Origin of the sequence: Streptomyces sp. NPDC050703 (assembly GCF_040654435.1) — a bacterium.
In the GTDB taxonomy this organism is placed as follows: domain Bacteria; phylum Actinomycetota; class Actinomycetes; order Streptomycetales; family Streptomycetaceae; genus Streptomyces.
The window spans coordinates 69,791-82,575 of the sequence record NZ_JBFAHX010000002.1 but is presented as its reverse complement, the minus strand read 5'-3'; the positions used below and the strand labels follow the sequence as shown (position 1 = coordinate 82,575).

Annotated in this window: 10 protein-coding genes; 2 read left to right on the top strand and 8 right to left on the bottom strand. The window is 70.9% G+C overall.

Annotated features, from left to right (window positions below):
- Positions 1-75 precede the first annotated feature (75 nt).
- Positions 76-690 carry a TetR/AcrR family transcriptional regulator gene (locus AB0I16_RS02090; protein WP_363247366.1) on the bottom strand — a complete coding sequence of 205 codons (615 nt, stop codon included), beginning with the start codon at positions 688-690 and terminating at the stop codon, positions 76-78.
- A 153-nt stretch (positions 691-843) separates the two neighbouring features.
- Here AB0I16_RS02090 and AB0I16_RS02085 point away from each other — a divergent pair, with 153 nt between their 5' ends.
- On the top strand, positions 844-2,400 hold the full coding sequence (locus tag AB0I16_RS02085) for an MFS transporter (protein WP_363247365.1): 1,557 nt from the start codon (positions 844-846) through the stop codon (positions 2,398-2,400).
- Between the two features lie 104 nt (positions 2,401-2,504).
- Here AB0I16_RS02085 and AB0I16_RS02080 read toward each other — a convergent pair whose 3' ends face one another.
- The 5 genes from AB0I16_RS02080 to AB0I16_RS02060 all read right to left on the bottom strand — a co-directional run bounded on the left by AB0I16_RS02080 (position 2,505) and on the right by AB0I16_RS02060 (position 8,005).
- Positions 2,505-3,977 carry a DUF4173 domain-containing protein gene (locus tag AB0I16_RS02080; RefSeq protein WP_363247558.1) on the bottom strand — a complete coding sequence of 491 codons (1,473 nt, stop codon included), beginning with the start codon at positions 3,975-3,977 and terminating at the stop codon, positions 2,505-2,507.
- Between the two features lie 808 nt (positions 3,978-4,785).
- Entirely contained in the window at positions 4,786-5,703 is a 918-nt protein-coding gene (locus AB0I16_RS02075) for an ADP-ribosylglycohydrolase family protein (protein ID WP_363247364.1), read from the bottom strand.
- A 59-nt stretch (positions 5,704-5,762) separates the two neighbouring features.
- Positions 5,763-6,422 carry a histidine phosphatase family protein gene (locus AB0I16_RS02070; RefSeq protein WP_363247363.1) on the bottom strand — a complete coding sequence of 220 codons (660 nt, stop codon included), beginning with the start codon at positions 6,420-6,422 and terminating at the stop codon, positions 5,763-5,765.
- A 122-nt stretch (positions 6,423-6,544) separates the two neighbouring features.
- Positions 6,545-7,150: a YdbC family protein gene (locus AB0I16_RS02065; RefSeq protein ID WP_363247362.1), complete on the bottom strand. Its 606-nt coding sequence runs from the start codon at positions 7,148-7,150 to the stop codon at positions 6,545-6,547.
- A gap of 33 nt (positions 7,151-7,183) precedes the next feature.
- Positions 7,184-8,005, bottom strand: coding sequence for an arylamine N-acetyltransferase (locus AB0I16_RS02060; protein WP_363247361.1), 822 nt, complete (start codon positions 8,003-8,005; stop codon positions 7,184-7,186).
- A 170-nt stretch (positions 8,006-8,175) separates the two neighbouring features.
- Here AB0I16_RS02060 and AB0I16_RS02055 point away from each other — a divergent pair, with 170 nt between their 5' ends.
- Positions 8,176-8,703 (top strand): TerD family protein, encoded by a 528-nt coding sequence (locus AB0I16_RS02055; protein ID WP_363247360.1) that lies wholly within the window; start codon positions 8,176-8,178, stop codon positions 8,701-8,703.
- A gap of 117 nt (positions 8,704-8,820) precedes the next feature.
- On the opposite strand, the gene AB0I16_RS02050 is transcribed toward AB0I16_RS02055, so the two are convergent.
- Positions 8,821-11,724: a vitamin B12-dependent ribonucleotide reductase gene (locus AB0I16_RS02050; protein WP_363247359.1), complete on the bottom strand. Its 2,904-nt coding sequence runs from the start codon at positions 11,722-11,724 to the stop codon at positions 8,821-8,823.
- A 130-nt stretch (positions 11,725-11,854) separates the two neighbouring features.
- The gene (gene nrdR, locus AB0I16_RS02045; protein WP_363247358.1) at positions 11,855-12,400 is read right to left on the bottom strand and encodes a transcriptional regulator NrdR; all 546 of its coding nucleotides are present in this window, start codon (positions 12,398-12,400) and stop codon (positions 11,855-11,857) included.
- Positions 12,401-12,785 lie beyond the last annotated feature (385 nt).

Here is a 12,785-nt window from a genome sequence, read left to right as displayed (position 1 = left end):
CGGGGGCCGCCTGGGGCCGTCCGGAGGCCGCCCGGGGGTGCCGGGGGCCCCGGGGAGACCCGTCCCGCCCACCGCTCAGCGGCGCAGCAGCGGCACCATCACCTGATCGATGAGGCCCTCGAACTCCTCGTCCGTCCATTCGCTCCCGCACACCTTGGAGCGGTACATCAGCATGGCGGGGATGACGTCGCAGACAAAGGCGTCCGTGCCGCCGGAACGCACCTCTCCGCGCTCGATGCCACGCCGGATGACTTCCTTGATCAGCTGCACGCTCGGATTCACGACGCCTTCGGAGATCACGTCGTGGAAGCGCTCGGCCGTCACCGTGTCGCATTCGTGAAGCACGGCACGCAGCGCGAATCCGGGGCGTGAGTACATCGCGTCCCTGATCCGTTTGCACAGCTCCAGAAGATCGTCGCGGACAGTGCCGTGCGTGGGGACGCCGTCGAGCCGGGGCAGCCCCGCGCGCAGCGCGTGCACGACCAGGTCCTCCTTGGACGGCCAGCGGCGGTAGACCGCCGCCTTGCCGGTCTGCGCGGCCGTGGCCACGCCCTCCATCGTCAGGCCGCTCCAGCCGACCGTACTGAGCTGCTCCAGGGCAGCCTCCAGGATCGCCTGCTCAAGGACAGGCCCGCGGCGCCGTGGGGAAGCCGTCCGAGCGGGGACGGCGGTCCAGCGCGAAGTAGCCATGTGTCTTCTTTCCATCGGACGTCCATCGGACGAAAAAGTCTGCGGGGCGACACGACCGGGTCAGTGAACGCTTGCGTTCACTGTAGGAGAGTCACTACCTTCGTTCGGGACAGTGAACGGGACCGTTCACTAAAGCACTTGCGGGGGATCTTGGTGACTACCTCTCAACTGACGCAAGCACACAAGCCGGACAAGGCCCGCCGGGAGGGCCACCCCGGCATCGCCCTCACCGTCATCGCGGCCTGCCAACTCATGGTGGTCCTCGACGCGACGATTGTGAACATCGCGTTGCCCCACATCCAGGGGGCCCTCAACTTCTCGACGACCGACCTGACGTGGGTCGTCAGCGCGTACACCCTCACCTTCGGCGGCCTCCTCCTGCTCGGCGGGCGCGCCGGGGACATCCTGGGGCGTCGCCGCGTCTTCATGGCCGGCATCCTCCTGTTCACCGCCGCCTCGCTGCTCGGCGGTTTCGCGCAGGAGCCCTGGCAACTGCTCGCCGCGCGGGCCCTGCAGGGCGTCGGCGGCGCGATCGCCTCGCCCACCTCGCTGGCCCTCATCACGACGACCTTCCCCGAAGGACCGGAGCGGAACCGCGCGTTCGGCGTCTTCGCGGCCGTGTCCGCGGGTGGCGGCGCGATCGGGCTCCTCGCGGGCGGCATGCTCACCGAGTGGCTCGACTGGCGCTGGGTCCTGTTCGTGAACGTGCCCATCGGCATCCTGATCGCCGTCCTCACGCCGCTCTACATCAACGAGTCCGAGCGCCACCCCGGCCGCTTCGACCTCCCGGGCGCGCTCACCTCGACGGCCGGCATGGCCTCGCTGGTCTACGGCTTCATCCGGTCCGCCGAGGAGGGCTGGCGCGACGGCCTCACCGTGGGGTCGTTCGCGGCCGCGGTCGTCCTCCTCGCGGCGTTCGCGTTCATCGAGAGCCGTGCCAAGGAGCCGATCACGCCGCTCCGCATGTTCGCCGACCGCAACCGCTCGGGCACGTACGTGATCATGCTCAGCCTCGCGGCGGCGATGTTCGGGATGTTCTTCTTCATCGTGCTCTTCGTGCAGAACGTCCTGAACTACACACCGATCGAGGCGGGCCTCGCCTTCCTGCCCGTCACGGCCGTGATCGCGCTCGGCGCGGGTCTGTCGCAGAAGTTCCTGCCGGTGCTCGGCCCGAAGCCGTTCATGGTGACCGGCTCGGTCATCGTCGCCCTCGGGCTCGGCTGGCAGACCCTGCTCAGCCCCGACAGTTCGTACGCGGGCGGAGTGCTCGGTCCGATGCTGCTCTTCGGGTTCGGCATGGGTCTGAACTTCGTGACCCTGACACTGACCGCGGTCTCCGGAGTCGCCCCCCACGAGGCGGGCGCGGCGTCCGGGCTGCTCAACGCCACGCAGCAGGTCGGCGGCTCGCTCGGCCTCTCCATCCTCACCACGGTGTTCGGCACGGCCAGCAGGAACGAGGCCGAGGACCAGGTGGCCGACTTCATGGCCCACGCGTCCCCGGAGCAGAAGGCCGAGTTCGCCAAGACGCACGAGCTGCCCGCGCCCTGGAGCCACGAGGTGCTCTCCGAGGGCATCTCGACGGCCTTCATCCCTGCGGTCGCGATGGCCGCGCTCGCCCTGGTCACCGCGGTGCTCGTGATCCGCGTGCGCAAGAGCGACCTGGACGCGCTCTCCGGCACCGCGGGCGCGGCGGGACCGGTGGGCGGCTGACCGCACGGCGGCGCCTCCCGGCGCCGCCGCACCGGACCCCGCGCGTGCCGGACCCCGCGCGTGCCGGGCCGTCACGCCACCTCGGCGGCTCGGCACCGGCCACGTCACGGGGCCGAGCCGTACGGGGTGGACGGCGGGTCGGTCCGCGTCCGCCCGCAGACGAGGGGGTCCACCGACGGCGGCCGGTCCTCGATGACGCGCCGCGCCCTGGCCTCGCCCAGGCTCATGGCGTACCAGGGCGGGCGCTCGGCCCCGAGGCCGTCGGCGATGTCCGCGATGGCACAGGAGCGCTGCGGCTCGGGCAACGCGTCGAGGGCGGGCACCGCGTCGGCCGAGAGCTGCCGCGCGTAGTCGAGGTCGAGCTTGCCCGTCTTCTCGTACCGCTGCACGTTGCGCTCCGCGATCAGCGCGTCCGGCGAGAGCAGCCCGAAGGCGAGGACACCGGCGGCGGCGCTCGCGGCCACGGCGCGCGGCAGCCACCGGGCTCCCCAGACCCCCGCGGCCATGATGAACAGGATGATCACGCCGAGCCACAGCTCCACGGCGACGACCGATATCCGCAGCCTGGTCAGCCCGTACGCCTCCACGTACATGTCCATCCTGCGCACCGCGGACGCCACCACCACGAGCGTCAGCGCGCAGAGCACACCGAGCACCGAGCGCACCAGCGTGCGGTCCCTGGCTCCGCCGCGCGGGGCCCAGCGCAGCGCGAACACGATGACGGCCAGGGTGAGGACCGTGGCGAGCAGGAGCTGCCAGAAGCCCTGCCGCGCGTAGGTGGCGTAGGAGAGTCCGGTCCTGTCGAGGACGGCGTCGTGGCCGCCGAAGAGGACCGCGAGCTGGACGGCGTTGAACGCCGCGAACAGGACGTCGAGCACGATGAGCGGCAGCGCCCACTCCACGCGGCTCCTGGGCCGCCCGGGGCGCACCACGAGCCGGTCCCAGCGGACCGGGGACGCCGCCGTGCGCGCGGCGGCGAGCGCGCCGGTCACCCCGAGGGCCAGCAGCAGGACGTGCGACGGGCCGTCGGCCACGGAGGCGTCCGGCATCAGATCGCCCAGCAGACCGGCGAAGGCGGCGTCGGCCCCGGCGAACAGCGCACCGAAGACCAGGAGCAGCACGGCGGTCACCGCGAGCGCCCGCAGCGCGGGCCCGGCCCCGCGCGCGCTGCCCCACTGCTCGCGCGCCCCGCGCCAGCCCCAGCCGAGGCCCTTCACGGCGCCGTCGAACAGGCCCAGGGGGCTGAGGAGCACGCCGGGCCAGGTCCGCGGGCGGTGCAGCGCGAAGGAGCCGAGCGCGACCGCGGAGACCACCGCGAGGAACGACGGCCATCCCGCGTCCCGCAGGGCGGGCACGATCAGCAGGGCGAGCCCGCCGACCGCCCAGGCCAGTGGCCACGCGCGTGGCCTGCGTCCGGTCGGCCGAGCGGCGTAGAAGGCGGCCAGCGTGGCCGGAACGGCGACGATCAGCAGATTGAGCGCGAGTCCTTCGCCCAGGAGCAGCATGCTCAGCACGCCGGTGGCGAGCACGGACCAGAGCGTGGCCGCCCGCACGGAGCGGGGCGGCTCGGACCGCAGATCGGCGAGGAGGGGGGCGCCGGCAGTCGCTTGCCGCGCTGCGCCGCCTCGCGGCGGTGCCTGGGCCGGGGTGATCCGGGCCTGGTCCTGAGCCCGGGCCCGCGTCTCGGCTCCGGCTGTGACTTCGCCTGTGACTTCGGCTGCGGCTTCGGCTTCGGCTTCGGCTTCGGCTTCGGCTTCGGCTTCGGCTTCGGCTTCGGCTTCGGCTTCGGCTTCGGCTTCGGCTTCGGCTTCGGCCGGAGTCTCGGCCCGGGGAAGCTGTTCCTGGGGCTTCGTATCGCGCGACGCGGCGTTCGTGCGGTCGTCGGCGGCGGGCGTGTCGGCGTCGACGAGCCCGTCGGGGTCGGCGGGCGCGTCGGGATCGGCGGGCGCGTCGGGGTCGGCGGGCGCGTCGTTCCCGGACGCGGACACCGGACCGTCTCCGGCCGGCGTGCCGCCACCCGTGGCCGCCTCGCCCCCCGGCGGCCTGCCACCGCCCGGCGGCCCGCCGTCCGCGGCCGGTGTTCCGGAGTCTGCTGGTGGCGTGCTGTCGGACACGGGGCCCCCTCCCGGCCGGTGCGCCCGGCGCAGCGCACGGCGGCGCCGGAGAGCCGCTGGGCTGCCGGGAACCGGCATCTCGTTCAGTGCGCGCCGGCAAGATCAACGGGCGGCGCGCACCACAGTAGCCGCGCGGCCACCGCACGCCCCCTGGCCGCCTCCACCTGTGTCATGACCGTGACAGCGAACCACGGCGACGGCCGTACCCCGGTGGCAGCCGAACCACGGCGACAGCCGGACCAGCGGCCGGACGGATCAGGGACAGGACAGGCTACGAGCGGTCCCGCGCGGTCACGGGAACCCAGTCGGGCAGCTCCTCCGTGCGCTCGGTCCACTCCCGCGGCGGCGCCCCGCCCTCGCCGGAAGCGACCACGCCGCCCACGATGGCGCAGGTGGTGTCCATGTCGCCGCCCACCTGGGCGGTGTCCCAGATGGCGCGCTCGTACGCCCCGAGGCCACGGGCCGCCGACCAGAGCGCGAACGGCACCGTGTCATGGGCGGTCGTGCGGCGCCCGCACCCGAGGACCGCCGCGACCGTGACCGCGTCTCCGTAGTCGAGCATGTCCCGCGCCCTGCGCAGCCCCGCCCCCACGGCGCTGCGCGGCACCAGGGCGATGACTCCGTCGAGGAGGTCCTTCGGCGTGGGCGGCCCGGAGGGGGCGGCGACGAGCGCCGCCGCCGCGGCCACCGCCATGGCGCCGACCACGGCCTCCCGGTGCTGGTGCGTGGGGTAGGCGGAGATCTCCGCCTGGTGCGTCGCCTGCTCGGGGTCGTCCGCGTACCAGGCTCCGAGGGGCGCGATGCGCATCGCGGCGCCGTTCCCCCAGGAGCCCTGCCCCTTGAAGAGCGCGGAGGCCAGCTCCCGCCAGTCTCCGCCCTCGCGGACCAGCCGCAGCAGCCGGTTGACGGCCGGGCCGTAGCCGCGGTCGAAGTCGTGGTGCTCGGCGAACGACAGTGCGAGGGCGTCCTGGTCGATCCGCCGGTGCTCGACGAGGACGGCGAGGACGGAGCAGGCCATCTCGGTGTCGTCGGTCCACTGCCAGGGAGCGTCCGGTAGCCGTCGCCCCTTGAGCAGCGGGTAGTGCGCGGGCACGAAGAACTGGGAACCCAGCGCGTCTCCCACCGCCAGTCCGCGCAGGCTGGCGAGAGCACGCTCCGTGCGCCGTTCGAAGGAGGAGTCAGCGGTCATCGCTCAGCCACTCTAATTCGTCGTCGACGGATACAGCACCATCCGAACGGTTCACCGGGTCATCCGGTGACGCCGTACGGCTCCGGCTCACGCCAGCGTTCGAACGGCCGGTCGAGCGCGTACTTGCCGTCCTCGCCGAGCACCAGCATCCTCATCTCGCCGTTCCCGGGGTTCGACAGCGACTCGAACTCGGCGACCGACCAGTGGAACCAGCGCATGCAGAACAGCCGCATGGTGAGGCCGTGCGTGACGAGGAGGACGTTCGGCGGGTGGTCGGGGGCCTCGAAGCTCCGGTAGAGGCTCTCCAGGAACGCCCCCACCCTGTCGTACACGTCCGCGCCGGACTCGCCCTGCGCGAAGCGGTAGAAGAAGTGCCCGTACGCGTCCCGATAGGCCTTCTGCAGGCGTACGTCGTCGCGGTCCTGCCAGTTGCCCCAGTCCTGCTCGCGCAGCCGTGGCTCCTCGCGCACCCGTATGAGTTCGGGGTCGAGCCGGAACGCCTGGAGCGTCTCGTGCGTGCGCCGGTACGGCGAGACGTACACGCTGACCCGCTCCCGGCCGATCACCTCATGGAGGCGTTTCCCGGCGTCAGCGGCCTGGGACCACCCCGTGTCGGTGAGAGCCAGCGCGTGATCGGGTTCGCGCTCGTACACGGTGTCGTCGGCGTTCCCCGCCGACTCGCCGTGCCGGACCAGGATGATGCGCCGCGGGCGTGCCATGCGGAAACCCTAGATCGGCCCGGTGCCCGGTGACTCGACCGGGTGTCCTTACGGACTCCATCCGGCGTACTCCGGGCCTCCCGGACGCGGCGGACCCTGCCGGGCACGGCGCGCGTCCGGGGTCACACCGTCCACGACGGTTCGAGGTCGACGACGTCCCCCGCGAGCGCGGCGATGTCCGCCTCCGTCTGGGCCCGCAGCGAGAGCCGCTCCACCCGCTCGACGCGGTACTTCCCGCGCTCGGCGGCGGACCGCCACATGGAGAGCACCAGGAACTCGTGGCCCGGCGCCTCGCCGAAGAGCCCGCGCAGCATGCCCGGCGAGCCGGCCATCGCGGGGTTCCAGATCTTCTGCTGCATCAGCGCGAAGTGCTCCACCCGCGCCTCATGGACGCGGCAGTGGGCGACGCGCACCACGTCGGCGTCCCCGAAGCGCGGCTCGAACCCGGTCTTCACGTCGAAACGGTGGTCGAAGAGCTTGGCCCGCGCGTTCGTGTACGTGCCTTGCTGCGCCGCCGCGAGCCGGTCGTGGGAGCGGGCCATGAAGGAGTCGTAGAAGGCGCGGCTCTCCCAGAAGGCGAAGACGTGCGCGACACCCGGCCGCCCCCTGCTCCACCCCCCGCCCTGTCCCCGGAACCCCGGCTCCCCCAGAAGCCCCGCCCACTTCCGCTGCCCGCGCTCGAACCCTCGACGGTCCACCACGGTGCAGCGAATCCACTTGACCAGCACCGCGCCATCGTACGGCGCGGAGCGCGACCGGGGTCATGCTCCGGCGTAGTGCCTGCTGATCAGCCGTGCGACGTCGGCGGAGTCCAGTTCGATGCCGAACTCCCGCACGAGGACGTCCGGCAATTCGCTCACCGGGACGGTTCGTTCGGCCACGGAGCCGTCCGCACGGGTCACCGTCAGCTGGTCCCCCACGAGCCTGCGGCGCGCCTCGGGAGCCGCCCGCTGCACCACCGGGCGGCGGATGAACGACGACATGGGGTGGGTGGACGTGTAGTGGTTCATCACCACGTAGTCGACGGGCAGACGCGGCTCCGAGGTGTACGCGTACAGGTCGGACCAGCCGTCGGGCCGCCATGTGCGCAGCACCAGGACGCCGTCCCGCTCGCCGTGGAGCCGAAAACGCCACTCTCCTTGGCGTGCCTCCGCGCCCTCGCGCAGGGGCATCGGTTCGAGCAGCCCCTCGCCCCCGAACCCCACGTCACAGTGCCAGGCTTCGCCGTCGACCCGCACGGAGAGCAGCATGTGCGTCACTGCGCGCGTGGCCGACGCCCCGACACGCACGCGTGCCCCGAGTCCGGTGACGTCGAAGCCGATGCGTTCGAGTGCCGCCGCGAAGAGGAGGTTCTGTTCGTAGCAGTAGCCGCCGCGCCGGCGGCGGACCAGCTTGTCCTGCAGCGCGGCCAGGTCGAGGGGGACCGGACGGCCGAGCATCATCTCCAGGTTCTCGAAGGGGATCGCCGCCACGTGCGCGCGGTGCAGCGCGCGCAGGGTGTCGAGATCCGGCTTCGTCCCTCCCGTGTGCCCGAGTCTCGCCAGATAGGCGTCGATGTCGAGCTCTTCCCCGTTCCATGTCATACGTCCATGATCTCCGCCGCCGCGCGGAACGCCAACCTCCGCCCTCTGTGGCCCAGTTGCACGCTTCTGACCAGCGGCGCTACGACGTTGTCAGTCGTACGCCGTAGCGTGTGTCACGGTCACATCCTGGCGGGACGGCAGCGTCCGGGTCACGAAGAGGGGCGGGTCACGTGAGCGGTATCAGCAAGGGGATCAAGAAGGTCGAGGTCGGTCTCAAGTGGGACCCGAGCCCGGCGGGCGAGCCGCCCCACGACCTGGACATCATCGCGGCGACGTACGAGGCGGACGCTCCGTACGGGACCCCCGCGTACCTGGTGCACTTCGACAGCCGCTCGCCCGACGGCACGATCCACCTCAACCGCGACAGCCGCACGGGCCAGGGCTTCGGCTACGACGAGGTCATGGTGCTCGAACTGGACCGCCTCGCGGCCCGGTACGTCCGCGTCGTGGTCGGCGTGACCATACAGCAGCAGGAGCGGCAGAAGGTCCTCGGCGACATCCCCAACGCCGCGGTCCGGATCCGCGAGGGCCACACGGCCCTCGCGGACAGCGACCTGGCCCCCGTCTCGGGCAGCACGGCGGCGACCGTCGCCGAGTTCGTCAGGGACGACGCCGGCGCCTGGTCGTTCCGCGAGACCATCCGCGGCTTCGACGCCGACCCGGCGTCCTTCGCGTCCGTGATGGGTGCCGAGCACTGACGGAGCCAAGCGCTGACAGGGCCGAGCACTGACGGGGCCGAGCACTGACGAGGCGGCGGAACCGAGACCTCGGTTCCGCCGCCCCGGCCGCCGCTCACTCAGCGGCGGCCCACGTCATCAGCTGCAGCCGCTGGTGGACCCGCAGCCCTCGCAGATGTAGCAGGAGCCCGCCCGCTGCATCTTCGTGCCGCAGGAGAAGCACAGCGGGGCGTCGGCCTGGATGCCCAGCTGCATCTCGACCAGCTCGGCGCTGGTGTGCGCCTGCTGCGGGGCGGCCTTGGCGGACTCGGCCTCGGCCTTCGGCGTGGCGACCGCCTTCAGCGACTCGGTCTGCCGCGGAGCCGACTGCGCCAGCGTCTCGACCTCGACCTCGGACTCGTCGAGGGACGGCTCGTACGAACCGGTCTCCAGGTGGCGCTGGCGCTCCTCGGCGGAGTGGATGCCGAGCGCGGAGCGCGTCTCGAAGGGCAGGAAGTCCAGCGCGAGGCGGCGGAAGATGTAGTCGACGATCGACTGCGCCATCCGCACGTCCGGGTCGTCCGTCATGCCGGCCGGCTCGAAGCGCATGTTCGTGAACTTCGAGACGTACGTCTCCAGCGGCACGCCGTACTGCAGGCCGACCGAGACGGCGATGGAGAAGGCGTCCATCATGCCCGCGAGGGTCGAGCCCTGCTTGGACATCTTCAGGAAGACCTCGCCGAGACCGTCGTCCGGGTAGGAGTTGGCGGTCATGTAGCCCTCGGCGCCACCCACGGTGAAGGAGGTGGTGATCCCCGGGCGGCCCTTGGGGAGGCGCTTGCGGACGGGGCGGTACTCGACCACCTTCTCGACCGCGGCGCGGATCGTGTCCTCGGCCTTCTCGGTGATCTCGGCCTTCTCCTCCTCCTTCTTCTTGGCGGAGAGGGGCTGGCCGACCTTGCAGTTGTCGCGGTAGATGGCGAGCGCCTTGACGCCCATCTTCCACGCCTCGAAGTAGACCTCTTCGACGTCCTCGACCGTGGCGGTCTCGGGGAGGTTGACCGTCTTGGAGAGGGCGCCCGAGATCCACGGCTGGATCGCGGCCATCATGCGGACGTGGCCCATCGCGGAGATGGAGCGCTCGCCCATGGCGCAGTCGAAGACCTCGTAGTGCTCGGTCTTCAGGCCGGGGGCGTCGATCACGTTGCCGTTCTCGGCGATGTGGGCGACGATCGCCTCGATCTGCTCCTCCTGGTAGCCCAGGCGGCGCAGGGCCTGCGGCACGGTGCCGTTGACGATCTGCATCGAGCCGCCGCCGACGAGCTTCTTGAACTTCACCAGGGCGAGGTCGGGCTCCAGGCCGGTGGTGTCGCAGGACATCGCGAGACCGATGGTGCCGGTCGGGGCGATGACGGACGCCTGGGAGTTGCGGAAGCCGTTCTTCTCGCCGAGGCGGATCACGTCCTGCCAGGCCTCCGTGGCGGCGGCCCAGATCGGCGAGTCGAGGTCGTCCATGCGGACGGCCGAGGCGTTGGCGTCGGCGTGCTGCTTCATGACGCGCTGGTGCGGCGTGGCGTTCTTGGCGTAGCCGTCGTAGGGACCGACGACCGCGGCGAGCTCGGCGGAGCGCTTGTACGACGTACCCGTCATCAGCGAGGTGATGGCGCCGGCGAGGGCACGGCCGCCGTCGGAGTCGTAGGCGTGGCCGGTGGCCATCAGGAGGGCGCCGAGGTTGGCGTAGCCGATGCCCAGCTGGCGGAAGGCGCGGGTGTTCTCGCCGATCTTCTGCGTCGGGAAGTCCGCGAAGCAGATCGAGATGTCCATCGCGGTGATGACCAGCTCGACGACCTTGGAGAAGCGCTCGGAGTCGAACGACTGGTTGCCCTTGCCGTCGTCCTTCAGGAACTTCATCAGGTTCAGCGAGGCGAGGTTGCAGGACGTGTTGTCCAGGTGCATGTACTCACTGCACGGGTTCGAGCCGTTGATGCGGCCGGACTCCGGGCAGGTGTGCCAGGCGTTGATGGTGTCGTCGTACTGGATGCCGGGGTCGGCGCAGGCCCAGGCGGCCTCGGCCATCTTGCGGAAGAGCGACTTGGCGTCGACCTCCTCGATGACCTCGCCCGTCATGCGGGAGGTGAGGCCGAACTTGCCGCCCTCCTCGACCGCCTTCATGAACGTGTCGTTCACGCGGACCGAGTTGTTGGCGTTCTGGTACTGGACGGACGTGATGTCGTCGCCGCCCAGGTCCATGTCGAAGCCCGCGTCGCGCAGGGCGCGGATCTTCTCCTCTTCCTTCACCTTGGTCTCGATGAAGCCCTCGATGTCGGGGTGGTCGACGTCGAGGATGACCATCTTGGCCGCGCGGCGCGTGGCGCCGCCGGACTTGATGGTTCCCGCGGAGGCGTCGGCGCCGCGCATGAAGGAGACGGGGCCCGAGGCGTTGCCGCCGGAGGACAGCAGCTCCTTGGAGGAGCGGATGCGGGAGAGGTTCAGGCCGGCGCCGGAGCCGCCCTTGAAGATCATGCCCTCTTCCTTGTACCAGTCGAGGATCGACTCCATGGAGTCGTCGACGGACAGGATGAAGCAGGCGGAGACCTGCTGCGGCTGGGGCGTGCCGACGTTGAACCAGACCGGGGAGTTGAAGCTGAAGATCTGGTGCAGGAGGGCGTAGGCCAGCTCGTGCTCGAAGATCTCGGCGTCGGCGGGCGAGGAGAAGTAGCCGTGGTCCTCGCCGGCCTTGCGGTAGGTCTTCACGATGCGGTCGATCAGCTGCTTGAGGCCGGTCTCGCGCTGCGGGGTGCCGACGGCCCCGCGGAAGTACTTGCTGGTGACGATGTTGACCGCGTTCACCGACCAGAAGTCGGGGAACTCGACGCCACGCTGCTCGAAGTTGATCGAGCCGTCGCGCCAGTTGGTCATGACGACGTCACGGCTCTCCCAGGCCACCTCGTCATACGGGTGCACGCCGGGGGTCGTGTGGACGCGCTCGATGCGCAGACCCTTGCTGGCCTTGGACCCCTTGGCGCGGGAACCTCGTGCCGGGCCGCTCGTCGTCTCGGTCATGCCGCCTCCCTGTTTCAGGCTAAAACGCCCTGAAGTGCCACGTTCTTCCCATGGCACGGATGTGTGTCTGATGCCGCGGGCATCACGAAGGACGCCCTCGGCAGGTCTGTGTTGCCGCCGTTCGGCCGATTCAGTCGGCGGCGGTGGCGGGCACGGGGACTTCGACAGTCCCTCCGGGCCCGTGGTCGTTCACGACGCGCTCTCCGCCCGCGTCGCACGGCTCCGCGTCGAGCCGCTGTTCCCTCAGCTCCGCGATGGCGGCTTCGAAGTCCTCAAGCGAGTCGAAGGCGCGGTACACGGACGCGAAGCGCAGGTAGGCGACGAGGTCGAGCTCCTGCAGCGGGCCCAGTATGGCGAGGCCGACATCGTGAGTGGTGAGCTCCGCGCTGCCGGTGGCACGCACCGCCTCTTCGACCCGCTGGCCGAGCAGGGCGAGCGCGTCCTCGGTCACGGGCCGTCCCTGGCACGCCTTGCGAACGCCGTTGATGACCTTCGTACGGCTGAAGGGCTCGGTCACTCCGCTGCGCTTGACCACCATCAGTGAGCATGTCTCCACGGTCGTGAAACGACGGGAGCAGTCGGGGCACTGACGGCGTCTGCGGATCGACGTGCCGTCGTCGGTGGTGCGACTGTCGACGACACGGCTGTCGGGGTGCCTGCAGAAGGGGCAGTGCATGGAACTTCCAACCCTCCTTCACGGCACGACTCGAACGCCTCGGAGGGCTCTTGAGCCCCTCGAAGCAGCCCCCAGCATAGGCGATCCCAGGAGTCCCGAAAGACCGGGGACCACTACTTCTGGGCTGCGGATGCAAAGTAGCCACTACATGTGGGGTTCGGCTACAACTTCCGCCCCGAGCGTGTCGTACCGGCCGGACGGTCGGCGGACAGCGGCGAGCCCCGGACGCGGCACTCGCGGCGGGGGCCCGGTGCGGGGTTGACGGGGCACTGGATGGCAGTATGGGAGCCCTGCGGGAGGGCTCGCGACCACAGCGGTGAAGCGTACCGTAATGAACCGAATTGCCCTTCGGCCCGAACGTAGGCCATACACCCGGACACATGAT

Bases quoted from the DNA above. Each gene is read 5' to 3' on its own strand.
- AB0I16_RS02060 (WP_363247361.1), bottom strand. From the start codon at position 8,005: ATGACATGGAACGGGGAAGAGCTCGACATCGACGCCTATCTGGCGAGA.
- AB0I16_RS02070 (WP_363247363.1), bottom strand. From the start codon at position 6,422: ATGGCACGCCCGCGGCGCATCATCCTGGTCCGGCACGGCGAGTCGGCG.
- AB0I16_RS02075 (WP_363247364.1), bottom strand. From the start codon at position 5,703: ATGACCGCTGACTCCTCCTTCGAACGGCGCACGGAGCGTGCTCTCGCC.
- AB0I16_RS02050 (WP_363247359.1), bottom strand. From the start codon at position 11,724: ATGACCGAGACGACGAGCGGCCCGGCACGAGGTTCCCGCGCCAAGGGG.
- AB0I16_RS02090 (WP_363247366.1), bottom strand. From the start codon at position 690: ATGGCTACTTCGCGCTGGACCGCCGTCCCCGCTCGGACGGCTTCCCCA.
- nrdR (WP_363247358.1), bottom strand. From the start codon at position 12,400: ATGCACTGCCCCTTCTGCAGGCACCCCGACAGCCGTGTCGTCGACAGT.